General features: G+C 45.6%; 19 protein-coding genes and 1 riboswitch. Of the genes, 5 read left to right on the forward strand and 14 right to left on the reverse strand.

Annotated features, from left to right (window positions below; genetic code table 11):
• Positions 1 to 169, reverse strand: a riboswitch (cyclic di-AMP (ydaO/yuaA leader).
• A 234-nt stretch (positions 170 to 403) separates the two neighbouring features.
• A complete protein-coding gene (locus MKY24_RS14185) occupies positions 404 to 1,126 on the reverse strand; it encodes an amino acid ABC transporter ATP-binding protein (protein WP_068942600.1) in 723 nt (240 codons plus the stop codon).
• Entirely contained in the window at positions 1,113 to 2,576 is a 1,464-nt protein-coding gene (locus tag MKY24_RS14190) for an ABC transporter substrate-binding protein/permease (protein WP_023988953.1), read from the reverse strand. The genes MKY24_RS14185 and MKY24_RS14190 overlap by 14 nt, the downstream gene beginning before the upstream one ends.
• A gap of 148 nt (positions 2,577 to 2,724) precedes the next feature.
• Between MKY24_RS14190 and MKY24_RS14195 the strand changes: the two genes are divergently transcribed.
• Positions 2,725 to 3,903, forward strand: a complete 1,179-nt coding sequence (locus tag MKY24_RS14195) for a M20 family metallopeptidase (RefSeq protein ID WP_264453699.1) — start codon at positions 2,725 to 2,727, stop codon at positions 3,901 to 3,903.
• Between the two features lie 42 nt (positions 3,904 to 3,945).
• Positions 3,946 to 5,016, forward strand: a complete 1,071-nt coding sequence (locus MKY24_RS14200) for a hypothetical protein (protein WP_339200227.1) — start codon at positions 3,946 to 3,948, stop codon at positions 5,014 to 5,016.
• An 80-nt stretch (positions 5,017 to 5,096) separates the two neighbouring features.
• Here MKY24_RS14200 and glgA read toward each other — a convergent pair whose 3' ends face one another.
• Together glgA and glgB are read right to left on the reverse strand one after the other, a co-directional pair.
• Positions 5,097 to 6,548, reverse strand: a complete 1,452-nt coding sequence (gene glgA, locus MKY24_RS14205; protein ID WP_339200228.1) for a glycogen synthase GlgA — start codon at positions 6,546 to 6,548, stop codon at positions 5,097 to 5,099.
• A gap of 21 nt (positions 6,549 to 6,569) precedes the next feature.
• Positions 6,570 to 8,492 (reverse strand): 1,4-alpha-glucan branching protein GlgB, encoded by a 1,923-nt coding sequence (glgB, locus tag MKY24_RS14210; protein ID WP_023988957.1) that lies wholly within the window; start codon positions 8,490 to 8,492, stop codon positions 6,570 to 6,572.
• Positions 8,493 to 8,728: 236 nt separating this feature from the next.
• On the opposite strand from glgB, the gene MKY24_RS14215 reads away from it, so the two are divergent.
• The gene (locus tag MKY24_RS14215) at positions 8,729 to 9,955 is read left to right on the forward strand and encodes a glucose-1-phosphate adenylyltransferase (protein WP_339200229.1); all 1,227 of its coding nucleotides are present in this window, start codon (positions 8,729 to 8,731) and stop codon (positions 9,953 to 9,955) included.
• A gap of 79 nt (positions 9,956 to 10,034) precedes the next feature.
• On the opposite strand, the gene MKY24_RS14220 is transcribed toward MKY24_RS14215, so the two are convergent.
• The 5 genes from MKY24_RS14220 to MKY24_RS14240 form a co-directional block, all read right to left on the reverse strand.
• A complete protein-coding gene (locus tag MKY24_RS14220; protein WP_023988959.1) occupies positions 10,035 to 11,465 on the reverse strand; it encodes a HAMP domain-containing sensor histidine kinase in 1,431 nt (476 codons plus the stop codon).
• Positions 11,462 to 12,160: a response regulator transcription factor gene (locus tag MKY24_RS14225; protein ID WP_023988960.1), complete on the reverse strand. Its 699-nt coding sequence runs from the start codon at positions 12,158 to 12,160 to the stop codon at positions 11,462 to 11,464. The genes MKY24_RS14220 and MKY24_RS14225 overlap by 4 nt, the downstream gene beginning before the upstream one ends.
• A 1-nt stretch (position 12,161) precedes the next feature.
• Positions 12,162 to 13,496, reverse strand: coding sequence for a hypothetical protein (locus MKY24_RS14230; protein ID WP_023988961.1), 1,335 nt, complete (start codon positions 13,494 to 13,496; stop codon positions 12,162 to 12,164).
• Positions 13,493 to 14,218 carry an ATP-binding cassette domain-containing protein gene (locus tag MKY24_RS14235; protein WP_023988962.1) on the reverse strand — a complete coding sequence of 242 codons (726 nt, stop codon included), beginning with the start codon at positions 14,216 to 14,218 and terminating at the stop codon, positions 13,493 to 13,495. The genes MKY24_RS14230 and MKY24_RS14235 overlap by 4 nt, the downstream gene beginning before the upstream one ends.
• 82 nt (positions 14,219 to 14,300) lie before the next feature.
• Positions 14,301 to 15,458 (reverse strand): MFS transporter, encoded by a 1,158-nt coding sequence (locus tag MKY24_RS14240; RefSeq protein WP_023988963.1) that lies wholly within the window; start codon positions 15,456 to 15,458, stop codon positions 14,301 to 14,303.
• Positions 15,459 to 15,895: 437 nt separating this feature from the next.
• Between MKY24_RS14240 and MKY24_RS14245 the strand changes: the two genes are divergently transcribed.
• A complete protein-coding gene (locus MKY24_RS14245; RefSeq protein WP_023988964.1) occupies positions 15,896 to 16,813 on the forward strand; it encodes a hypothetical protein in 918 nt (305 codons plus the stop codon).
• A gap of 66 nt (positions 16,814 to 16,879) precedes the next feature.
• A complete protein-coding gene (locus MKY24_RS14250; protein ID WP_028541704.1) occupies positions 16,880 to 17,644 on the forward strand; it encodes an HAD family hydrolase in 765 nt (254 codons plus the stop codon).
• 69 nt (positions 17,645 to 17,713) lie between these two features.
• Here the strand turns inward: MKY24_RS14250 and MKY24_RS14255 are convergent, their stop codons facing one another.
• The 5 genes from MKY24_RS14255 to lpdA all read right to left on the reverse strand — a co-directional run bounded on the left by MKY24_RS14255 (position 17,714) and on the right by lpdA (position 25,291).
• A complete protein-coding gene (locus tag MKY24_RS14255) occupies positions 17,714 to 20,062 on the reverse strand; it encodes a DNA topoisomerase 3 (protein ID WP_339200230.1) in 2,349 nt (782 codons plus the stop codon).
• 526 nt (positions 20,063 to 20,588) lie between these two features.
• A complete protein-coding gene (locus tag MKY24_RS14260) occupies positions 20,589 to 22,076 on the reverse strand; it encodes a glutamate synthase subunit beta (protein ID WP_023988967.1) in 1,488 nt (495 codons plus the stop codon).
• A 238-nt stretch (positions 22,077 to 22,314) separates the two neighbouring features.
• Positions 22,315 to 22,803 carry a dihydrofolate reductase gene (locus MKY24_RS14265; RefSeq protein WP_023988968.1) on the reverse strand — a complete coding sequence of 163 codons (489 nt, stop codon included), beginning with the start codon at positions 22,801 to 22,803 and terminating at the stop codon, positions 22,315 to 22,317.
• 17 nt (positions 22,804 to 22,820) lie between these two features.
• A complete protein-coding gene (gene thyA, locus MKY24_RS14270) occupies positions 22,821 to 23,615 on the reverse strand; it encodes a thymidylate synthase (protein ID WP_023988969.1) in 795 nt (264 codons plus the stop codon).
• Positions 23,616 to 23,869: 254 nt separating this feature from the next.
• On the reverse strand, positions 23,870 to 25,291 hold the full coding sequence (gene lpdA, locus MKY24_RS14275; RefSeq protein ID WP_023988970.1) for a dihydrolipoyl dehydrogenase: 1,422 nt from the start codon (positions 25,289 to 25,291) through the stop codon (positions 23,870 to 23,872).
• Between the last annotated feature and the right edge of the window lie 3 nt (positions 25,292 to 25,294).

A 25,294-nucleotide genomic window follows, 5' to 3' on the forward strand; every position in this document is an offset into this window, starting at 1 on the left:
GTACCTCCTCTGTTATGCCTGCGAAGTTAGCTGTCGGATTCGGACTCAGGAGAAGCCCTATGCTTGTGCAATTCACCCCTAGGCATATTCCATATCGTCTTATGACGTTTCGGAAAGACTGCCGTTGTTACGTCCCCCGCACTTCCCATAGTTTGGGCCCAGCATTCAGCGTTTGTCATAACCGCATGCTGTCCCGGTAAGTTTTGGCTTACTGCATAATATCACAATTTTGTAACCTTATCCGCATGAAAATGTTGGGAACCTTGAACATCATACTATACTCGTTACAATTTTGTCACCAAGAAATCGATATTTGTTACGAAAATATGGTGAAATGGTGACAAAAAAAGAAAAAGCCCTCCGTCAAACGGAGGGCTTTTTTATAGCTCATATCAGCACTTTCTTACAATACTTTGGCAAGAAAATCACGGGTGCGATCATGGCTTGGAGTACCAAATACCTGCTCTGGTGTACCTTGTTCCACAATTTGACCGTTATCCATAAAGATGATTCGATCGCCTACCTCGCGGGCAAAGCCCATTTCATGCGTCACGATTACCATGGTCATGCCGCCTTCGGCGAGCTTCTTCATTACATCCAGAACCTCTCCAACCATTTCAGGGTCCAATGCAGAAGTCGGCTCATCGAACAGCATTACGTGCGGCTGCATGGCCAAAGCACGCGCAATCGCAATACGTTGCTTCTGACCACCGGATAGCTGGTTCGGATAGGTATTCTTCTTATCCTCAAGCCCTACGGTACGCAGGAGTTCTAGCGCAATTTTTTCCGCTTCCTTCCCTGACTGTCTTCTAACCTGCGTTGGTGCTAGCGTCAGGTTCTGCAACACTGTTTTATGCGGGAACAGATTAAAATGCTGGAACACCATCCCCATCTTCTCCCGGGTTACATTAATATTATGACCACGAGCTGTAATCGGCTCGCCCTCAAACAAAATCTCCCCGTTCGTAGGCTGTTCTAGCAGATTCATGCAACGCAAAAACGTACTCTTCCCCGAACCGCTGGGACCGATGATGACGACGACTTCACCTTTGGCGATATCTATATCAATGCCTTTTAAAATCTCATTCTTGCCGAACGATTTACGCAGTTGTTTAACGGTGATCACTGGCTCTCAACTTCCTTTCCCATAAACCCAGCAGCTTAGACAAGCTGAATGTCATTACAAAATAAATAGCGGCTGCGATTACGAACGGACTTAACCCTTCGTAGGTAATGTTCTTAATGACCTGGGCCTGATACATAATATCCACCATCCCAATGGTCGAAATAATGGATGATTCTTTAATGATCGTAATAAACTCATTACCGATAGCAGGCAAAATAGATTTAAATGCTTGCGGCAAAATGACATGACGCATAGCTTTGCCTCGTCCCATACCCAATGAACGGGCAGCCTCCATCTGTCCACGGTCTACTGCCTGGATACCTGCACGGAAAATTTCAGCCAGATATGCCGAGCTATTCAGAGACAATGTGATTATACCAGACTGGAGTGGAGTAAAATTGACACCCAGCGTCAAAGCAACCCCGTAGTGAATAATCATGAGTTGCACCAGCATAGGTGTGCCACGCAGTATCTCTACATAAGTGGTACCTAACCACTCAATGATGCGTACTCCACTCATACGTAGCAAGGATATGATCAGACCAATGATGAATCCGAACAGTACTCCGAGCGCAGACAGCAACAAGGTGTAGCCGATACCCGTAGCGTATAAACTGCGGTATTTCCAAAAAATATCTACAATGTTATTAGAAGAAACCTGACGATCCGCAGAAAGTGCACTCGCTTCCGTGGAAAACTTCTCAATCGACCCGTCTGCTTTCAGGCGAGCCAACGTTTTATTTACAGAAGCAAGCAATTCTGCATTCCCTTTACGGATACCTACAGCTGTTTCTGCTCCCGCATCCTCAGGCACAGCCTTGGCAAGGGTTACGGTACCGTCTAACGTGTATCCTTTAGCAACCGTATCTTCGATCACGACAGCGTTCACACGCTGGGTCCGCAGCTGGAGTACCAGGTCAGATATTTTATCCAGTGAAGTTACAGAGGCATTGGGCACTTTTTGAGCAATCTCTTCCTGAATACTTCCCTTTTGTGCTCCGATCTTCTCGCCTTTCAAAGCATCCATCGTCGGATATTTGTCTTTATCCTCTGGGCGTACCATGATGACTTGCTTGGAGCGATAGTATACATCCGAAAAATCAATACTCTTTCTGCGTTCATCCGTTGGTGTCATACCGGACAGTACCAAGTCTACACGACCACTTTGCAGAGCAGGCAGCAAAGAGTCAAAACTCATGTCTTCAGGGACCATCTCCGCATCCAAATCTTTGGCGATTTCCTTGGCGATATCCACATCGAACCCAACAATGGTATCCTTACCGTTAATGACTTTATGAAACTCATACGGCGGAAAGTCGGCACTCATGCCCACTACAAGTTTTTTCTGTGGCTTTGCTTCCGTTCCGTATGCATTGAGCATGGGAAGACCAGTCAACAGCAAGATAACCGCCGTCAAAACCAGGGCGGTAAAACGATATGCCTTTTTCAATCTTTTTTTCTCTCCTTAAATTCTTTATAATAAATAAGATTGTGTCATTATAAATGAATATGCATGATTATGCAATGAATGTTATAGTACAATTTCAGCATACCTAACGCAGTACCTACATTACAGCTTATATAAAGGAGTTTTCAGCATGGATTTTAAACAGACCATTCAACAGACCATCGAGCAGCATGCCCCACGGTTTAAGGACATTTCGTTATTTATTGGCGCAAATCCTGAACTTGGAAACGAGGAATTTCTGGCCGCTGCCCGTTTAAAAGAAGAACTGGTTTTTCACGGATTTGAGGTCCAGGCACCTGTATTGGGCATAGAAACAGCCTTTATTGCAACTTACAAAGCTGCAAAACCCGGGCCGGTTGTCGCTTTTCTGGCAGAATATGACGCTCTGAAAGGTCTAGGACACGCCTGTGGGCACCATTTGATATGTATGATGAGTACTGGTGCTGCCGTCGGCCTCAAGTCGATCATCGACGAAACTGGTGGAGAAGTACGGGTATATGGCACACCTGCCGAAGAAACACGCGGTGCAAAGGTCCCTATGGCCGCTGCCGGATTGTTTGATGATTGCGACATCGCACTTATGACGCATCCTTATGACCGTTACGAAAAATCAGGCAAATCACTGGCGATTGATGCTGTACAATTCGAATTTTTTGGTCAATCTGCTCACGCGGCTGCCAGCCCGCACGAAGGCATTAACGCGCTGGACGCTGTGATTCAAACGTTCAATGGCATCAATGCGTTCCGTCAACAAGTAAAAAGTACAGTGCGTATCCATGGGATCATTAACCAGGGTGGGCAAGCAGCCAATATTATTCCTGATTACGCCTCAGCCCAATTTTATGTAAGAGCGGCTACACGTCAAGAACTGAACCCACTGACTCGCCGTGTTATTCAAATTGCTGAAGGAGCTGCTTTACAGGCCGGGTGTCGTTTGGAGACCTCCAATTATGAGACTTCTTATGATGAAATGGTCACGAACCGTGTACTTTCCGATGCGTTTACCGCAAATTTGGTGCAGGCTGGCATTTCACAAGAAGATATAACGGAAGGCGAAGATCACGGCTCCATGGATATCGGAAATGTATCGCTTCATTGCCCTGCTATCCATCCTTACATTCAAGTTATTGACGAGAAGCATGCCTTGCATACACCAGAATTCCGCGATTTGGCGATGCAGGACCGGGCCATGGAAGGAACGCTGCTGGCTGCGAGAACTTTGGCATGGACTGCTTGCGATGTAATCACGAATCCTGAACTGCTAGCCCGGATAAAAAAAGAATTCGCTCTGCTGAATAACGAACGCTAAATCTTAATTCCGTGTTCTTTCAGAAAGGAGTAGTCAGCCATCATGGATAGTATGAGCAGCTTTTGGACGTTGTTTATTGTGGTGATCCTCTTCATTTTTTGGTTTATATTCCGTGCAATACGCAGAAACCGGGGAAACAGAAAAACACGGAGCCGGAATGCTTTTTTCCTCAGCTCCCCATCCCCTTCGTCCCTTGCGCAGGAGCGTCATCCAGAGATTACAGAGCTGATGCAGCTACTGGAGCAATCCATTCCCGCCTCCTATGCTCATAGCGTAAGGAGTCGTGTAATCGAAGCCCACCCTGAGCTGACGGAGCAAGAATATGATTGGCGCTGGCATGAGCTAAAACGATATTTTATGCTATGCGCGATTATGAATCGAGTGCCTATGTTCAGTAGTGATGTGGATGAATTATGGCACGAAATGTTGATGTTTACCCGCGAATATCAGCAATTCTCGGAAGCTTTTTTTGGTCGTATGCTTCACCATGCTCCTCATTCCGGCGGCTCTCAGCCGATGCCTGAGGAGCGGGCGTGGTTTGACTGGTTGTATGTAGAATGCTTTGGCTGGAACCGCTATAGCGCCAGTTTGTGGGGAACTTTTTTTAATCATCCATTACCTAGCGACGAGCTTTCGCGCTATTACAAACTCACAACTTCCGCGCAGCCAGCAGGTGACCGCTGGAATACGCAGGAGAATATAGCCATTTCACAGCAGGCCCAACAAGCGGTTCATAAGATTGTACAACATCTGCGCGAGCGGGTGAATAAAGCGGTGGATGATCCTGAGGGTAAGCAATTGCCTAAGGTCAACTATTTACAGGTCGACTACTTGTTATTAGCTTTTGTGTGGTATTCATGGTATCAACCTGAGCAATTTGCCATACACATGCACCCGGATGCTACAGGTAATGCCGTATTAGCTAGCTCATCCGGCTGTAGCTCGGCAAGCGGCTGTTCGAACTGGGATACACATCACTCGCACCATCATTCCTCTCATGACAGTTCTCATCATGGAGGCTCTTCTCATCATGATTCAGGCGATTCTGGTAGCCATTCTTCGTGTAGCAGTGGCTCTTCATGTGGAAGCAGCTGTGGTGGTGGGGGCGACTGATCATAGCAAAAAAGGGAATTCCTCAGCCAGAAAACTTGGCTAAAGGGATTCCCTTTTTCTTTAACATGACTGGGGTGTTCCTACTCTGTCCAGTCCGTTTTTGCTAGCAAATGGTAAATATCCATATACGCTTCGGCTGAAACATCCCAACTATATTCTCCTGCAAAAGCCGTCTGTGTAAGCTTCGACCAATGCTCAGATTGGCGATAAAAATGAACAGCACGACGAATGGTGTTCAGCATATCATGTGCATTGTAGTTCGTGAAACTAAATCCGTTTCCTTCACCTGTGGATTCATTGTAAGCCTGCACAGTATCGTTAAGGCCCCCTGTTTCTCGTACAATAGGGATACTTCCATAACGAAGTGCCAGCAGTTGGCTGATCCCGCAAGGTTCAAACCTTGATGGCATAAGATACATATCGCTTGCCGCATATATTTTTCGTGACAGAGGTTCGCTAAAAGCGAGCTGCGCCGACATTTTCAGTGGATAGCGTCCTGCTGCCTCACGGAACCAATGCTCAAAAGCCGGATCCCCTGTTCCCAGCACGACAAACTGGAGATCATCATAATACAAGATTTCGTCAAGCACTCTCGTTACCAGATCTAGCCCCTTCATATCTACAAGCCGGGTTACCATGGCAATCATAGGTACGTCTGGCCGCACCGGCAGACCCAGCTCCTTCTGCAGGCCAATTTTGTTTTCCTTTTTCTTTGTCAGACTCGTGCGGTACTTCGTATAAATACGATTGTCCGTGGCAGGATTGTAGCTTTTGGTGTCAATTCCGTTCACAATCCCCGTTAAGCGACCCTGATCTCCCAATTTACGAAGCAGACCCTCCAGCCCATATCCGTAAAATTCCGTTTGAATCTCCTCTGCATAGGTTGGACTTACGGTCGTGACATGATCCGAGTACGTAAGCCCACCTTTCATAAAATTCAGTCTGCCATGATATTCCACACCCTCGGGGGTGAAATAGCTCCCATCCAGGTTGAGCAGCTCAGTTAAGACCTCATACGGAAAATCCCCCTGATACAGCAGATTATGTATCGTAAACACTGTGCGAATATCACTGTAGAAGGGCAAATGTCGATAATCAGCATTCAGAAGCAGCGGAACCATCGCCGTATGCCAATCATGACAATGCAAAATATCCGGCCGAAAGTTCAGTTCAGGCAGCACTTCTAAAATCGCCCGGTTAAAAAAGGAAAAACGTTCGCCATCATCCATATAACCGTAAATACCGTCACGACCGAAGTAATACTCATTGTCTATAAAATAAACCTTGATTCCGTCTAATGTCAGTTCCTCTATTCCACAATATTGATTACGCCAGCCTACGGCTACTTGCTTCACCGCTACCGGACGCAGAGACTTTTTATAAGTATTGGGAATCCCCGCATATTTAGGTAAAATGATTCGGACGTCGCACCCCGCCTGACGAAGTGCCTTCGGCAGTGCGCCAATGACATCAGCCAACCCGCCTGTTTTAATAAATGGATGTGCTTCTGCTGCCGCAAACAAAATGTTCATATGTGCTTCCTCCTTATGTGTTTAATCTGCTTTTTTAGGCCTCCGAGGCGCTTTCTTGAGTATAACGATGCTCAGGGGTGGTATGGTCACCTCCAAGCTGTGAAGCTGTCCGTGGCAAGGGATGGGGGCGGTCCGTATTATTCCCGTATTCAGCTGGTCCCTTCCCCCAAAGTCCTTATGATCACTGTTCAGCAGTTCGATATAACTCCCGGCCTTTTCCAGCCCAATTCGGTAGTTCTCTCTGGGCACGGGCTGAAAGTTAATAAGCACGACCAGTGTATCTCCCGGCTTTTTACTTTTACGTAAATACGTAATTACGCTCTGCCCACGGTCCTCCGCCTCAATCCACTGATATCCATCCCACGAATGATCCAGTTCCCATAATGCCTTTTCCTGAATATACAAATGATTCAGCGCTTTCGTAAAGGCGTGCAGCGAACGGTGACTGTCATAATCCAGCAGAAACCAGTCAAGCTGCTCCTCATCCTTCCATTCGATGAATTGGCCGAATTCCCCTCCCATAAATAAGAGTTTTTTGCCCGGTGAGGTGATTTGGTAACCGAGAAGCGCTCGAAGCCCGGCAAATTTTTGCTCATAGCTACCCGGCATTTTATCAAGCAACGACTTCTTACCATGAACAACCTCATCGTGCGACAACGGCAGTGTAAAATTCTCGCTGTACGCATAAGCTATGGGGAATGTCAGCAAATTATGGCGCTCCGGCCTCTGATCGAAATCCGTTTCGATATAATCAAGCGTATCGTTCATCCAGCCCATATTCCATTTGTAATTAAAACCGAGTCCTCCATCGCTTACCGGGGAAGTCACCATCGGCCAGGCACTGGACTCCTCTGCCATCATCAGAGCATACGGATAATAGCGGAATACTGTTTCATTCAGTTGTTGAAGGAAGGCAATAGCCTCCTCATTTTCAATGCCTCCTTTAGAGTTAAAACGATATTGACCGTCCTGCTTTTCAAAATCCAGTCGTAGCATACTCGTCACTGCATCTACGCGCAGGCCGTCAATATGGTACACATCCATCCAGAATAGCGCATTAGATATCAGGAAAGAACGCACCTCCGGCTTGCTGTAATCAAACGTCAGTGTTCCCCAGCCGGGCTTTTCCGCAATCAGCGGATCCGCGTATTCGAACAGGGGCGATCCGTCAAACAGCCTTAATCCATGAGCATCCTTGGCAAAATGGGCTGGAACCCAATCCATCAGCACTCCGATTCCCGCCTGATGGCAACGATCCACCAAATACATAAAATCATGCGGTTCTCCATACCGGCTTGTGAGTGCAAAATATCCGGTGAGCTGGTAGCCCCAGGAAAGATCATACGGATGTTCACTCAGCGGCATCAGCTCAATATGTGTATACCCCATATCGGTCACATAAGGCACAAGAAGATCTGCTATTTCCCTGTATGTATAAAACGTACCATCTTCTTTTTGCTTCCAAGTGCCCAGATGAAGCTCGTATATGTGCAGAGGCTTTCCATAAGGTGCTCTACGTTTTCGGCGCCAAATCGCATCGTTCCAAGCATAACCATCTATAGAAGCTACCACAGAAGCCGTTGCCGGTCTCACTTCAGCACGTACCGCGTAAGGGTCTGCTTTCAGGAATCGTTCACCGTTTGCCCCCGTAATGTCGTATTTGTAAAAAGTTCCTTGGGATATCCCCGGAAAAAAACGACTCCAAAAACCGGATTTGGGAACCCTATATAAGGAATCCTGTTCCCCATTCCAGTTGTTGCGATCTGTAGCAAGCCCGACATGGAGAGCATGAGGAGCCCAGACCGTAAAGCGGACGCCCTGTTCTCCGTTCTCCACAGTAAGGTGGGAACCCAAAGATCGGTAGCTGTGATAAAGCGTTCCTTCATGAAACAAATAAATATCTTCCGATGAAATAGCCTGTTGCGGAAGAGTTTGGTCTGTCATCACGTCACCACCCTTATATGTTTTGTAAGTAAAAATGTATGAATCGGTAATGCATTCGCTTTTGGGTCAAAGCTGACCTGAGTTATTACCCCATTCTAGCCACAATGAACAGAAAAATGACTAGGAAAAAAATAAACCTTAGTTTTGGGGGAATCTTATATACCTTATGGTTTCAAGAGTACCCCATACCGTTTATGTATGTACTACACTGACAACTAAACCGGGAGGGAAACGAAATGTTTAATAAAGAATGCATTGCCATGCTGCTGGCAGGCGGAGAGGGACGCCGTCTTGCTCCCCTTACTTCAACGATTGCAAAACCCGCCGTACCTTTTGGCGGTCATTACCGGATCATCGATTTTCCTCTCAGTAACTGCGTAAATTCAGACATTGATACTGTAGGTGTACTGACGCAATATGAGGCAGAATCCTTGCACGAACATATCGGGGATGGAACACCATGGGGTCTTACAAAAACAGATGACAAAGGAATTACCCTGCTTCCATCTTATAACACAGGTAACGCTGAATACTTAGGAACGGCAGATGCTATTCATAAGAATATCGAATATATTGACAGCCAAAATCCGGAGCATGTGCTTATTTTATCCGGTGATCATATTTACTATATGAATTATCGTGAAATGCTGAACCACCATAAGGAAAAAGGAGCTGCAGCTACCATTTCTGTCATGGAGGTACCTTGGGATGAAGCACACCGTTTTGGTGTTATGAGTGCCGATGAAGATCTGCGTGTCACAGAATTTGCAGAGAAACCGGAGAAACCGGTAAGTAATTTGGCCTCCATGGGGATTTACCTTTTCAAATGGGATTACTTAAGAAATTACCTGTTAGAAGACGCACAGGATGCTCAATCCAGTCATGATTTTGGTAAAGATATCATACCTAAAATGTTAGCGGACCAAGAATCCTTGTACGTTTATGAATTCCAGGGCTATTGGAAGGACGTGGGTACCGTTAAAAGCCTATGGGATTCACACATGGATTTGTTACAGGATGATTGTGCTATCGACCTTCAACGCAAGGACTGGCCGATGTATACACGTGAACGCCGCACAAGGTTGAGCGCACAAAAGGTACCTAACCGTCAAACACAACCATTGGGTAGCTTGTTGCATGATTCCTGCCAAGTAGAGGGCCGAATAGAACGCTCCGTTGTATTTAGTGGTGTCGAGGTAGGTAAAGGATCAGCCATCAAAGAAAGTATCGTTATGCCTGACACACGTATTGGACGTAACGTCCATATTGAACATGCGATTATCGGTGAAGGTGCTGTGATTCGCGATGGTGCTGTCATTAAAGGTAACCCGGGCGAAATTATGGTCATCGGACCCAATGAAACGGTATTTGGTAAAATGGCGGTACGACCGCAAACTACACGTATGCTGAAAGAAGCTTACGAGCGCAATACACGCTTGCGTGCCGAAGGTTTTACTTCATAACGTACCCCCAAATTAAAAACAGCCAGCCCTCCCGATTGAGAGGACTGGCTGTTTTTCTAATTACACCTATAAGTAGGCTTTAAATCTGTCCTTCAGTAAGTTGTGATGGTTCCACGGACTGCTCTGCTTGCAGAGCAGGTAATGAAACCGTAATGGTAGTTCCAGCCCCCAATTCACTTCTGATGAGCATCTGACCATGATGACGCTCGATAAACTGTTGCGAGATTGCCAATCCCAGTCCAGTACCACCGTTTTGGTGGTCTACCTGGAAAAAGCGGTCTCTGACTCTGGCAAGATTTTCAGCACTAATTCCAATCCCTGTATCTTGTACGGATATCTCGATATTGCCATCAATCCGTTGTAGAGACAGGAAAATAATTGAGCTTTCATGCGAAAACTTGATAGCATTGTCCACAATGTTCAAAAACACCTGTTTTAGACGGTTACCGTCTCCATGGACGAGATATGCCGTTTCCTCCGAATCCAGCTGAAGTTTTATCTGCTTCATTTCTGCTTTGGCCCATACGTTCAGCATAATTTCCTGCAAAAGCTCCCGTAGATCCACCGTTCCCATCACAAGCTTCATGGCATTTTGCTCCAGCTTGGAAAAATCGAGGATTTCCTCCACCAAGCCAATCAGTCGATCCGTCTCTTTAGAAATAATCTTCATCCCGATTTTCGTCTCTTCCGGGTCATAACCGCCAGAATTTAACGTTTCACTCCAACCTTTAATAGATGTAAGCGGAGTACGCAATTCATGAGATATGGATGATATAAAATCATCCTTGATTTGATTTGTTCTGACAATTTCCTGTGCCATATAGTTCAGAGTCGAAGCCAGTTCACCCAACTCATAGCGATAATCGCCTTCAATGCGTGCATCAAACCTCCCCTGAGCCATCTGAGCAGATACATCGCGGATATTATTAATTGGTCTAACAATGGAATTCGCGAGCCCTGTACTGACCACAAATACAATAACCAGTACAGCTGCCATGATGCCAAGAGAAAACAGCGTAATCGTAAACAACTTATCATTTACCAATTCCAGCGAAGTCGTATACCGAATAACATACACCTGGTCTCCGACGATATTGTCCAGTTTTTGAGATACCGCCATCACCTGCTGCCCCGTACTCGGTTGCTTTCCGATCCATTTGCCCGTATCTCCAGCTAATGCTTGTGTCACATCACTTGTTTGCACACTTAGATCTGCTGCAAAATTAGTCGAGTTATCAATTACATTTCCCTGTTCATCAAGCAACTGCAGTTCAGTGAAGGGCAGAGAAAATGTATTTAACAAATACGATTGCAAAGACTGTTCCGGCTCTTTGAATTTGGGTGCAAATTCACTTACCGATTCGATACGGCTTTCGATATGTTTGTAAATGGAATCGTAATAGTACGACCGGAGTGCAAACATAAAAATGACTTCTACTAACAGAAGCGCCAAGAACACTACGAAAAAATAGTGAAGCACAATCTGTCGGCGAATCCCCTTTTTGATCATTGAGACTGACCTTTCCATTTATATCCATGTCCCCACACTGTTTGTAAAAAAGCTGGCTCAGATGGATTGTTTTCAATTTTCTGCCGCAAACGTCGGATGTTCACATCCACAATTTTCGGATCGCCCATATATTCCTTGCCCCATACGTGATCAAGTAGAACATCTCGGCTGAGCGGCGTGTTTTCTTTTTCGAGAAAAAATTGAATCAGGGAAAACTCAGTCGGTGTCAACTCGATCAGCTGCCCGCTCTTCTTAAATTGCTTAGCAATCAAATCTAGCGTAAACGGTCCAGACTGGAAGGACACTTTGGCTGCTGTTTCACGATGTACATTCACCCGACGCAATAACGATTGAATACGTGCAATCAGCTCCGTCGGGCTAAAAGGTTTACTCACATGGTCATCGGCCCCTACAGACAAGGCATACACCTTATCCTGCTCCTGTACCTTCGCTGTGAGAAAAATAATGCCGATGCGTTCATTCGTTTCCCGGATTCTCCGACAGACTTCAAAACCATCCATACCGGGTACCATTACGTCAAGCAGTGCAATATCAATATCCCGCACCGTGTTCAAAATATTCAGAGCCTCATGCCCTTCCGACGCCTCCAGCACCTCAAAACCGTTACGTTTCAAGTTAATGACGATAAAACTGCGAATGGATTCCTCGTCTTCCATGATTAAAACTTTACTCACTCTACTCTACCTGCCTTTCCCCCATCTTGTTTTTTATAGTTTTACGCGGTTCCAGCTCACTGGATCGCTTAATGCCAATGACCTGCGCATTCGTTCGCCACAGTTGGCTATACCCTTCGTTGTTTCGCTCCCATTGTGACAACGAGAAAAATTTAATTTCCGCAATCGTTTTGTCTGTATCATCCAAAATGAAGCGCAAATAGCTGTCCTTCTTCGAAACTTTCGGATCAATCGTCACCTTGCCATGCAGCTCTTTCGGTAATCTGAAGTAGACCTGTTCATTAGAATCACGATACTGCTGCTGCTTAAAAATCGTCCCTTTCGCCCCGTCCCACTGATAGAACGACACAAAATATGGAACCTCATCCAGCGGCTTGTTACTCCAACCTTTTGGCTTCTCCAAATTACCAAATTCCAGAATACCGTCACCATCCACATCACCACTGGCGATGGTCGCATCCTTGAAGGTGACATCCATAAGATTAAGCTTCCTGAGCTTGCCGTGATCCATCACAATGACATTGGAGACGGTAGTGGTCTGGGCAATTTTGGTATCTATAACAATCCCCTGCCTACCCTCGGCTACCTTGCCAGCAACGACATTATAGACACCTAAGACCTGACTGTCCAAATCCAACGATCCGATTTCCTTAAAGGTTCCCCCACTGAATTGAAATGTTTTAACTGTAAAGAATTCATTACGTCGCAGCGTGATAATCGTCAAATCATTCAAATTATCCCCGTTCAAGTCCATCTTGTTATGGTTAAAATCATCTACGACGAAGTCCGTATAGCCTGTAGCATATATTTTCTCCAGAGTTCCTCCGGTATAGGAATACACGATGAGTCCCTTCTGATCCCCGCCATCGCCACTATCTCCACTGGAAAAACCCGCTACAATATCGAGTGTTCCATCATTCGTTAAATCCACGAGCTTAAATGACTCTAGCACAGTGCCTTCCCCATCAAACGTTAGCTTCTTTACCCACGTTCCGCCCTGATCTTCAAACAAGGCACCATGTATTTTTACGCTCTCATCTGGCGTTTCATAAAAGAGCACTGCTTCGTCTGTGCCATCATTGTTCAGATCACCCGTCCGAATTGGCGTCGGGTCATCTGGGTCATTCGGTCTTAAAGGCTGTACCGCCCCTAGTTGCGTATTCACTGCACCATTCAACTGCTGTTTCTCGTCAGACATCGTCGGTGTCTCCATCAGCGAAATGGGATCGCTAATAACATTACAGCCGCTTAAAAATCCAGCAAGGAGCAGCAAGGAACAGCAGCCAGCTACCATTCTCAACAGCATTATTTTCACTTCTCTTGCCGTCCCCTTCACAATTTGTTCTTTTCTGCTTGTGTCAATCGTCTTCCCTGAATATCAAACACCAATTCACCATCATTCAACCCCCATATACGGGAAGCAAAGCGTTCAGCCATTTCCAGCGGCAATACAGTAATGATCGTCACCCGCTCGTCAGAACACAGCTTGCGAAAGGTCTCCAATACATGCGCTGCCGAAGCTGGATCAAGTCCATTTACAGGCTCATCAGCTAAAATAACTTTGGCTCCGTGCACGAGAGCACGCGCAGTCGCTACCCGCTGCCGCTCGCCACCGCTGAGCTTGTCGCATTTATCATGCGCCTTATCCAGCAGACCCAGATCCTCCAGTACGTCCATCGCTCCCATGTAATCGTCGGAACGCACCATACCGGTCACCATTCTCCACATTGGAGTTTGACCGGATCTGCCAATGAGCACATTTTTAAGAGCGGTTCGATTCATATTTAGATGCGGGTTTTGCTCCAGGTATGCCCATTCCCGCTTTATTTTCATCTTGCCCGTCCACCCGGATTTCAGCACATCATTGCCACCTACAATTAAACTGCCTTCATCCCATGGCTCTAGTAAAGCAAGACAGCGAAGCAACGTCGTTTTGCCGCTTCCACTTGGCCCTACTATGGCAATGAATTCGCCCTGATGAATTTCAGCATCAATTCCTCGAAGTAGCTGGGTCCGTTCAGGCCCCACTTGCTTGGTCAGCTTCCGAATTTTAATCATCTAAGTGATTCCCCTTTGCGCGCCATCAATACTGTTTATATTTTATAGTAAATGTGAAACAAATACCATGCAAACCGCAGTTTTAAACCGCCGGTACTCTTTTTCTGGAAAACAGACCTAACAATCCGAAAACAACGTAACTACCTCCAAGGACAAGAAACATGCTGCCTTGAGTTCCATAGTCCAGCAATCCTCCGCTAATATTAGGTCCGATCACACTTCCCAGATTAAAGTGAAAGGATGCCAGTACATTCGCGGCTGCTAAAAATGATTTGGGCAGCAGATCAGCGGCATAGGCCAAACCGAGGGAGAAAAAGGAGCCTACTAAACCACCTGCTAGGGTCAGCAATATCAAAGTGAACATAAAATGATTACCGCTCCATGGTAGCAACATAAAGGTTATTCCCCCTGCTATACCTACGCTCATTAGCACCTTTTTACGTCCCCAACGGTCACTCAGTATCCCTAGCGGTAGCTGCAGCACTAACCCTCCCAAACTGACGAACGGCAGCAAGGCGGCGATTTCATCGGTATGAAAGCCAATACGTAGGCCATAGACTGGAAAGTTACTGTTCAGGCTCGCTTCCATATAGCCGTATAGAAATGCTGGCAAAAGAGCGTACCATGCCCAGCTGTAACTGCGACGAAATCTTTGAGTGGGACGTGCCTCGGACTCCAGCTTCTCCGGTCTGGAGTCCGGCAGCTTAATTAACACCAACAGCAAGACAAGCAAGCACAATAAGGCCAACGCAGCGAATGGAACCAGCATTCCATAATCGAGTAGCCATAATCCCAATGGTCCTAATGCAAAACCCAGACCGTATGACATACCATAAAAGGAAATGTTGCGGCCTCGCTTCTCTGCTGGAGTCACCAGCAATATCCATAGCTGCGCAGAGTAGTGCAGTGCACTGTCACCAATACCTACTAGCAGACGCAGTACGAACCATACCCGAATATCAGGGATTAGCGGGAACAGCAGCAGCGTAATGAGCACTAGCACAAGCCCTCCGGCCATCAGCTTTTTGAACCCTAACAAGCCCAATGTCCGTTCTGCCACCAACGTCATTGCGAATGAGCCAATATACAGGGCAGCCGCATTCATTCCGTTTAGTGAAGATGAAACTCCCATTTGTTCCAACGAGATAGACAGAATAGGTAATAATAAACCTTGGCATAATCCGGCAACAATAATAACAGCAATTAAAATAAAATAATGAACCCGTAACGACGACGACATCCTAGCTCCTCCTGATCGAACAAATAAAATAATTAAAATTAATGTTAAGAAATGATTTGCATTTGATTCCATAATCAATAATAATTCTTATCACTATGTATTCCATACCGTCCTGCAAAACCGACAAACACATACAAATTCAGGTGTAATTAGTGTATTAGAGAATAGAAGAAAAAAATCGCCATCTGAGATGACGATTTTACGGAAAGAGCTTGTCTGGTATGTATCCGACTCCTTTGGTTAAGGAGCCTCGTATGTTCAATCCGAACCCATTCACGTCACAACGCACTATTTCATATTATAGTGGACAATCCCTGGCAGAACAAGCCATAATAAATAAGTGAGCAATTATTAAAATGCTCATGTTTTGCTTATGGACGGGCTTAATTACGTTCACCGCTCTGGGCTAGAAGACAGAATAGGAGGCATTGGGTTCCATGAGTTATCAAATTAAAATAGACACTTCTCCAATTTATGAATTGCTCGGCAGCTTCATGGCCTATGTGACTAAAAAGTGGGTCCAAGATATGGACTTGGGCCATGAATGGATCGACAAGGTGGATGCACGACTACAACATGAAGTTCGTACTGAGCTTGCTACAGCTCAGGATTGCCCTTTTAGCGATTATGACGCACTCTATGCCTGGGCGTTACTTCGACCGGAATCGGATGAAATATCTGATTATATCTCTTATTTGGACCACGGTCCGGATAAAGATATGTTTGAGCTGCTCGTTCCGCATATCCCTTTTTTAACCTTTGAAGAATCTTTACGCATTCGTAAGGTATACGCACCACTCCTCAAATTGTGGGATCGTGATTATTTTCGGGCCTTGGAAGGCGAACTACGTGTGTTGGCAGAAGAAGACGCTGCGGAAAAGCGCATGCTACTGAGTAAAATGGAACCGGAAGCACTGGTTGAGTATGCGACAGCTGGACTAGTCGTGCCACACATGGAAGACCTGGATACAGTAGTCCTATTTCCGGTTGTCCATAATCGCCCGATTAATTCATACTGTTTTTATACCCGCACACTGCTGATCCAGTATCCAGTAGATATTCCCGAGGAGAGCGAGGAAGAACCGCCTACGCTTCTGCTACGGCTCACTCGTGCGGTCAATGATCCGCAGCGGCTGCGAATTCTGCGTTATGTAGCTCAAGGTCCTAAGTCTCTCGAAGATATGCGCCATGATTTGAGCCGTTTGGAAGATACACTCATGTCTGATATGATGATTTTACGAGTGGCTGGTCTGCTCCGTATTCACATCGGACGTTATCATAAGGAAAAATTCAGCATCCGTCCCGATGGCGCGGCTGATTTACAGGTATTTTTGGAATCCTATATTGGATTGTAATTTGAATTGTACTTTTAGTTATAACCAAAGCAGCGTTAAAGCTTTGGCTTGGAAGGAGTATGCATCATGTCGTATCCGAAGCAGCACATTTTATTTGATCTTGATGACACCTTAGTCCACTGCAACAAGTATTTTGACCTTATCCTCAACCACTTTTTCGATTTGCTTCAGGAATGGTTTGCAACTCATAATCTAACGAAAAATACGATTCGTGAAAAACAAATCGAAATTGATGTGGCTGGAGTTCATCAAGTGGGCTTTGCCAGCGAGCATTTTCCACAATCTCTGATAGATACGTACCAATTTTTCTCGGAACAATTCGGACGCCGTCTCGATTTTCGGGAAGAGCAGGAGCTTCGCTCTCTTGGCCGAAGTGTGTACGAACAGGAAATCGAACCGTATCCAGGCATGGTCGAAACGTTGAACTCCCTCCAAAAAGCAGGGCATTCCCTCCACCTTTATACTGGGGGTGAGCAGATCATTCAAGAAAGAAAGATTGAACAAATGAAACTGGCTACCTACTTTAATGAGCGCATCTACATTCGCCAGCATAAAAATGTCGAAGCACTGGAAGAAATCATCCAGATGAATCGCTTGGACCGAAGCATCACCTGGATGATCGGGAATTCTCTGCGCACTGATGTATCTCCAGCCCTTGCCGCAGGTATTCATGCTGTGTATCTCAAGCAGCCTAAGGAATGGATTTACAATATGGTTGAATTGCAAAAAAACGTGAACTCCGTGATGTATACGATACAGAAGCTAACGGAAGTACCACGAGTTATCCACGAAAGCATACAATTGCATCAACAAAAAAGGACCCTCGGATAGGGTCCCTTTTTTGTTTTTAAAATGTTATTCAACCTTTGATTCAGCCAAAATGGTGGTCTAAACCCTGTCTCAGGATTCCTCTCGAACGCTAAGTTGTCCTGTACCTGGTTCATTCAGAACAATTCGCGCTTTGACGGTCGATCCATCTTTACGCTTAAAAGACAACAATTGCGTCTGTCCCTTCGTCAACAGAGATTTGAGCATCGTTCCGGTAATCTGCTTTCCAGCATATTCCTTCCAGACGACAAAGCCACAACCCTTCTTGTAGTGGCTGCACCCATACCCTTTGCGGCCTTCTATAATGCTTCCGCCGCAATTAGAGCGTGGGCAGCTACCCAAAGCTTGCCTTTGGCTCACCGAAAAGCCTGAGGCTCCATCGGAGGAGCTGCGTGCAGCGGAACCCGCTGTTCCCGCAGCACGACTTGCTGGTGCTGCTGTCTGCTCCAGCGTTGCGCTTCCACCGCGTCCTGATGTAGCACGCCCCACCCCTTTGGCGGCGGTGCCTCCACTCGCGCGTGCATTACGTGCGCCTTCTTTTCCAGCTGCACGCTTTCCCCTCGCTTCCTCGCCAAAGGCATTTGCCGGAGCCGGTGGCTGCTGCCTCACCTTGTCAATGATGGACAACGTAAATCTTTTAACGTTATCCATAAACTTCTCTTGAGCCGCCTCTCCTTTGGAAATTTGGTGTAGACGACGTTCCCATTGACCAGTCATCTCCGGCGAGGCTAATAGATCAACCCCAGCATGACGGATCAGGTCAATAGCCATCTTTCCCTTTTCCGTAATAAGAATCTTTTTGCCCTTCATTTCAATATAGCCAACCTTTTTCAATCGTTCAATTGTGGCGGCCCGCGTCGCAGGTGTGCCTAAACCGGCGTCCTTCATGACCTCACGCAATTCCTCATTCTCCATCTGTTTGCCCGCGCTTTCCATCGCCTTAAGCAATGTACCCTCCGTGTAGCTTTTAGGGGGCTGAGTCGCCTTTTCTTTCATCTCGGCCCGAACACAATCCACGGGACGCCCCGCATCAATCTCAAACTTCTTATCCGTCCACTCGTCCGTTTCCTCTTCATCCTCTTTTTTCGGTGATTTGCTCTTTTTACCTTTATCCTGATCAGCCTTACTCAAAACCACTTTCCATCCCAAGGAAAGAAGCTCTTTGATATTTGTTTTAAACAGATGCTTGTCCACCTGTGTCATTACGGTATGCATTTTGTATTCAGCAGGTGGGAAAAAATGTGACAAAAACCTGCGAATAACCAGGTCATATACATTTTGCTCCTCCTTGCTTAACGTTCCTGGCCTTTTTAACGTCGGCAGAATAGCATGGTGATCCTCAACACGAGATGGATTGCAGACCGATTTATTTTGTTTATGAACCAAATTGGGGTTGGCTTGTTGTACCAGATCAGCATAAGGACCTGTCCCCAGCATCCGTAGTGCCTTGTGCATGCCGTCTATATTTTGCTCTGTCACATAGTTAGAATTGGTACGCGGATAGGAAATGACCTTGTGTCGCTCATAAAGCGCTTGTGCCACATCCAGTGTTTTTTTGGCCGAATAACCGTACTTGGCATTCGCCTCGCGTTGAAGCAGCGTTAAATCGTACAATTTAAAAGGATACTCTTTTGTCTGCTTGGTATCATATTTGGTGATTTCACCTGTTTTTCCGCGAACGGCCGCAGCGATCGCCTCAGCTTCCTCTGGCTTCGTCAACCGATCCCCCTGCCACGCACCTTTGTACTTAATCTGTTCTTGCTTAAATTCAGCCCACACATCATAGAAGGTTTGAGACTGAAATGCCTCAATTTCCTTTTCCCGGTCATGAATCAGTGCCAGCACGGGAGTTTGCACCCGTCCTACTGACAGCAGTGTATTATGTCGTGTTGTGAACGCTCTGGAAGCATTCATTCCGATCAGCCAGTCCGCTTCACTTCGTGCCCTCGCAGCTTGAGTCAGAAATTCAAACTCCGAAGCATCTCGCAATCGTTCAAAGCCTGTCGCAATACTTTCCGCTGTCAAATCTGAAATCCACAGCCGCTTAACTGGCTGATGCAACTTCAATTGCTGCTGAATCAACGCAAAAATATATTGCCCTTCCCGTCCAGCATCACAAGCATTTACGATGGCATTGCAGCGTTTAGCCAGTTCACCAATCATTTTCAGCTGATCTTTTGTTTTCGGATTCGGTACAATTTTGAACTGCTCAGGGATAATAGGAAGATCCTTAATATTCCATCGTTTGTACTTCTCATCGTATGCATCCGGCTCAGCCAAACCCAACAAATGTCCGATCGCCCAGGTTACAATGTATTTCTCACCTTCCAAATAAGTACGGTTATTTTTAGCCCGCGGCTCCATAACAGCGGCAATCGTCCGTCCCATATCTGGTTTCTCAGCAATAATCAACGTCTTCATTCATACTCCATTCCTTCCTGACGGCCTTCTGTTTCTCCCCCATGAATCATACATATACATGGAACGTTAATGAAAACACAGGTATCCCGGCCTCATGCAAAAGGAGCCTTCTCGCGACGAAAGCTCCTTTGTAAATTCATTTAGTCTAACGTTTCAACAATATACGTGTATTATACCATAGATACCATGGTTCTCTCAGGTCATGATTTTATACAGTCAATGAAAGTTATGTATATGTTAATTTACATGACACAAATATCGGATTTTATCTAATTTTCTTGTGAAATAATTCTTTTTTCTATAAAAAAGCTACACTAAACACTCTTTTTTATGTTATGATCAATATAGATAAGAAATATATGGTGAGATAATTAAATTGGAGTTATATTAACTAACATAAATTTCACATGTTTCACAGCTTAATAATCATTTATTCATTTTTCGCTTCTGACAGACTCAGCTTGAAATACAATAAAGCCCCATCCGAAGATGGAGCTTTTACTGATCCGTAACATAAAATTTATAATTACACCAAAACAGTAGCGCCCATGAGGTATTTATCAACCTCTCGTGCAGCTTCGCGACCTTCATTAATAGCCCACACGACAAGACTTTGTCCGCGACGCATATCACCTGCAGCAAAAACCTTATCTACATTGGTAACATATTTTCCATAACGTGCTTTAACGTTGGAGCGACGATCCGTCTCCAAACCAATTTGCTCTACAATCGTTTGCTCAGGACCATCAAATCCAATGGCAATAAGAGCAATTTGTGCAGGGAATATGCGCTCCGTACCTGGAATCGGTTGATAGATTTTGCGGCCCGTTTCATCAACAATCCGTTGAATTTGAATGGTGTGTAGCTCTTTCAAATTACCGTTCTCATCACCTACAAATTTGGTCGTCATGATGGAGAACTCACGCGGATCTTCTCCGAACAGCGCCTTCGCTTCTTCCTGTGCATAATCGAGAGAATACACGTTTGGAAATTGTGGCCAAGGATTGGCAATCGGGTCACGCTCCATAGGCGCTTTGGTGTGAGTACCAAATTGAGTGACACTCCGACAACCATGACGCAAAGAAGTAGCTACACAGTCTGAACCCGTATCACCACCACCGATTACAATAACGTCTTTACCTTGGGAGGACAAATAGTTGCCATCTTCCAGGTTGGAATCCAAGTAACTTTTGATGGTACCATTCAGATAGTCCATCGCATAATGAACACCCTTCAAATCGCTACCTTCAATGTTGAATTCTCTTGGCTTCGTAGAACCACCGCATAGGACAACCGCATCATATTCAGCAATCAACTGATCGGTAGGGATATCTTTGCCGATTTCCGTATTTGTGATGAATTGAATACCTTCAGCCTCTAGCAAATCCACACGCCGCTGAACAACCTTCTTATCCAATTTCATAGACGGTATTCCATACATCAATAATCCACCCACACGGTCCGCACGCTCATACACAGTCACGCTGTGCCCTGCTTTGTTAAGCTGAGCAGCTGCAGCCAAACCTGCCGGACCCGAACCAACAACAGCCACACGTTTGCCTGTACGCTTTTCTGGCGGATTAGGAACGACCCAACCTTCCTCAAAGCCTTTTTCGATAATAGCTTCCTCAATGGTTTTAATTGTAACAGACTGTCCGATCAGGCCGACTGTACACGAACCTTCACATGGCGCAGGACAGACACGACCTGTGAATTCCGGGAAGTTATTCGTTTTGTGCAGCCGCTCTAGTGCTTCCTTCCACAAACCACGATATACGAGATTGTTCCATTCCGGAATGAGATTATGAACCGGGCAGCCTAAAGTTGCTCCCATGATATCCATCCCCGTATGACAATAAGGAGTTCCGCAGTCCATACAACGCGCCCCTTGGGTACGCAGCTCTTCTTCAGACATATGCTTATGGAATTCTTCCCAATCCTTTATACGCTCTGCCGGATCCCGGTCTGTAGGAAGCTGTCGTGTGTATTCCATAAATCCAGTTGGTGTAGACATGTTACGTTCCCCCATCTCTTCGCTTATGAACCCCGATCATCCATTCAGAATTTAAGTCAAATTCGAATTTGTCTGTTTGTATTATGAAAGGGTCTGTTCTCGTTGAATTTGATTTATTGTATCACAATACAGCGTAAAAGTGATGAAAACTTATGCAACTTTCTGCATCAACAGCCAAAAGGATTTTTTATATGGTTTATTAATTTTTCAAATGAGTGGGGTCGAATACAGTCTATTCTTATTCCGTTCTCTCGTAAACAACAAAACGATACTCATAGGGATTTTTGTCATCCTTGATACCCGGGGTCTCACTGACTATATTCCAGCCGTTCCAACCCAGCTCAGGGAAGGTTGTATCGCCTTCAAAAGTCTCCTCAATCCGAGTCACAATCAGCCGATCAGCATGTGGCCAAAACAGTGAATAAATCTCCGCTCCTCCAATGACCATTAACTCCTCCTGCTTTGCTAATTGGAGCCCTTCTTCCAGTGAATGAATTACTTCCGCACCTTCTGCCTGATAGCGCTGATCTCGAGTCAAGACGACGTTACGTCGGTTTGGCAGGCTTTTTCCTCCAAAAGATTCCCACGTCTTGCGTCCCATGAGTACCGTTTTATTAATCGTCTGCTCTTTGAAAAAAGCCATGTCTCTAGGGAGGCGCCAGGGAAGTTTGTTATCCCGGCCAATCACACCATTTTGTGCCATAGCCCATATCATTGAAATGCCCATTTTTCCACCTCCTCTAATCAGATGGCGACAGGCGCCTTGATCCCTGGATGATACTCGTAATTTTCAAAAGCAAAATCGTCGTAGGTATAATCAAAAATCGAATCCGGCTTGCGCAGAATTTTTAACTGAGGCAACGGATAAGGATCACGTTCCAGCTGTGTATGCACTTGCTGCATATGATTTGAATAAATATGCACATCGCCTCCTGACCAAATAAATTCGCCGGGCTCCAAACCGCACTGCTGTGCAACCATATGCGTTAGCAATGCATAACTTGCGATATTGAACGGTAACCCTAAAAAGGTATCCACAGAACGCATCGTTAGCATACAGGAAAGTTTCCCTCCAGCTACATAGAACTGAAATACAAAATGACATGGAGGCAACTTCATCGATTCGATTTCAGCCACATTCCAAGCACTGACGATGTGTCGACGTGAATCCGGATTATTTTTAATAGCCTCAATGACATTCGAAATTTGGTCAATATGTTGTCCATCTGTTGTTTCCCACGAGCGCCATTGCGATCCATATACAGGCCCCAGATTGCCCTGCTCATCGGCCCATTCATCCCAAATGGTAACTCCGTTCTCTTTGAGATAAGAAATGTTGGTATCTCCCCGCAAAAACCATAACAGCTCATGAATAACGGATTTCAAATGTACTCTTTTGGTGGTCACCAAGGGGAAGCCCTTGGCCAGATCAAAACGAAGTTGTCTTCCGAAAACAGATAGTGTACCCGTTCCTGTACGATCCTCTTTTTTTACTCCATTCTCTAAAATATCCTCCAGCAGTTCCAAATAGTTACGCACGTTATTCCTCTCCTTTGAGCATGAATAAAAACCTGGCATCGCCAGATTCTAATCTTTAAAATTCTTTTTCTGCACCAATATCTATATTTAGTTTATCATGTACGGTGCTTCGTTGACCATGTACTGTGTGAATTTTCATGGTAGTCCTGAAAATCCTAAAGTTTGAAAAAAAAGAGACAAAGAGCGCAGATATAGCGCTCCTTGCCTCTCTTTGTCATGTATGAAAACCAAAAACGAGATAATGAAAAATGGTATTAGCGACGTGGTGCCAATGCGTGGATCGGATGACCCAGCACGACTTCTGCTGCTTCCATAACGATTTCGCCCAATGTAGGGTGAGCATGAATAGTCAAGGAGATATCTTCGAGTGTAGCACCCATTTCAATCGCCAGACCCAGCTCAGCAATAAGGTTGGAAGCTTCCAGACCTACGATTTGCGTACCCAGTACCAGACCTGTGTCAGCGTCAGCTACGATTTTCACAAAACCTTCAGCAGCGTTCAGGGAAACCGCACGACCGTTTGCTCCATAAGAGAACTTGCCAACTTTGACATTGTAGCCTTTTTCTTTGGCTTGTGTCTCTGTGTAGCCTACACTGGAGCATTCTGGATCTGTGAAAACGACAGCCGGCATACACTTGTAATCTACTACAGACGGCTCGCCTGCGATTGCTTCAGCAGCTACTTTACCTTCGTAAGAAGCTTTGTGCGCCAGAGCAAGACCAGCTACGATATCGCCGATTGCAAAGATGTGAGGAATGCTAGTACGTCCTTGGTGGTCAACTTTCACCATTCCGCGCTCATCTAGTTCGAGGCCGATCAGATCCAGACCCAGTTCACCGTCAGTGTTTGGACGACGTCCAACAGTTACAAGCAGATAATCAGCAGTTACTTCTTTGCTTTCGCCGTTGACGGAGAATTTCACTGTTACGTCTTTATCTGTTTGCTCTGCACTTTCCGCTTTAGCGCCAGTGAAGATTTCGATGCCAGTTTTCTTCATGCTTTTCGCAACGATTGAAGTCATATCTTTGTCGAAACCAGGAAGCACTGTATCCATACCTTCAATGATCGTTACTTTGGAACCGAATTTGGAGTACATTTGTCCAAGCTCTGCACCAATGTATCCACCACCGATTACGATCAGGCTTTTCGGAATTTCAGGCAGGTTCAATGCTTCTGTAGAAGACAGAATGCGTCCGCCAAATGGGAATGGTTTCAGTTCAATTGGACGGGAACCTGTTGCGATAATTGCATTTTTAAAACGGTAACGTGGTGATTCATGTTCGTTGAATACACGCGCTTCGTTTTCGTTGATGAACATGCACTCACCATTGAAAACTTCAACTTTGTTGCCTTTGAGCAAGCCACTTACGCCGCCTGTCATTTTCTTAACAACACCGTTTTTGAATTCTTGTGTTTTAGCAAAGTCTACTTTTACGTTCTCAGCCGTAATACCGAAAGACTCGCCATGTTTAGCTGCTTCGTATTGATGAGCTGCAGAGATCAAAGCTTTGGATGGAATACATCCACGGTTCAGACAGACACCGCCCAGCTCAGATTTGTCAACGATCAATACGCTTTGTCCCAATTGTGCGGCACGGATGGCAGCTACATAGCCGCCAGGACCCGCACCGATAACCAATGTGTCAATATCCAGAGAAGCGTCTCCTACTACCATTGA

It is taken from the genome of Paenibacillus sp. FSL P2-0322 (assembly GCF_037975315.1).
In the GTDB taxonomy this organism is placed as follows: domain Bacteria; phylum Bacillota; class Bacilli; order Paenibacillales; family Paenibacillaceae; genus Paenibacillus; species Paenibacillus polymyxa_B.

Coding starts and splice junctions, on each gene's coding strand:
- glgA (WP_339200228.1), bottom strand. CDS start 6,548: ATGAACATTTTGTTTGCGGCAGCAGAAGCACATCCATTTATTAAAACA.
- MKY24_RS14265 (WP_023988968.1), bottom strand. CDS start 22,803: ATGGGCATTTCAATGATATGGGCTATGGCACAAAATGGTGTGATTGGC.
- lpdA (WP_023988970.1), bottom strand. CDS start 25,291: ATGGTAGTAGGAGACGCTTCTCTGGATATTGACACATTGGTTATCGGT.
- MKY24_RS14255 (WP_339200230.1), bottom strand. CDS start 20,062: ATGAAGACGTTGATTATTGCTGAGAAACCAGATATGGGACGGACGATT.
- MKY24_RS14215 (WP_339200229.1), top strand. CDS start 8,729: ATGTTTAATAAAGAATGCATTGCCATGCTGCTGGCAGGCGGAGAGGGA.
- MKY24_RS14195 (WP_264453699.1), top strand. CDS start 2,725: ATGGATTTTAAACAGACCATTCAACAGACCATCGAGCAGCATGCCCCA.
- MKY24_RS14260 (WP_023988967.1), bottom strand. CDS start 22,076: ATGTCTACACCAACTGGATTTATGGAATACACACGACAGCTTCCTACA.
- MKY24_RS14200 (WP_339200227.1), top strand. CDS start 3,946: ATGGATAGTATGAGCAGCTTTTGGACGTTGTTTATTGTGGTGATCCTC.
- MKY24_RS14245 (WP_023988964.1), top strand. CDS start 15,896: ATGAGTTATCAAATTAAAATAGACACTTCTCCAATTTATGAATTGCTC.
- MKY24_RS14240 (WP_023988963.1), bottom strand. CDS start 15,458: ATGTCGTCGTCGTTACGGGTTCATTATTTTATTTTAATTGCTGTTATT.
- MKY24_RS14250 (WP_028541704.1), top strand. CDS start 16,880: ATGTCGTATCCGAAGCAGCACATTTTATTTGATCTTGATGACACCTTA.
- glgB (WP_023988957.1), bottom strand. CDS start 8,492: ATGACAGACCAAACTCTTCCGCAACAGGCTATTTCATCGGAAGATATT.
- MKY24_RS14235 (WP_023988962.1), bottom strand. CDS start 14,218: ATGATTAAAATTCGGAAGCTGACCAAGCAAGTGGGGCCTGAACGGACC.
- MKY24_RS14220 (WP_023988959.1), bottom strand. CDS start 11,465: ATGATCAAAAAGGGGATTCGCCGACAGATTGTGCTTCACTATTTTTTC.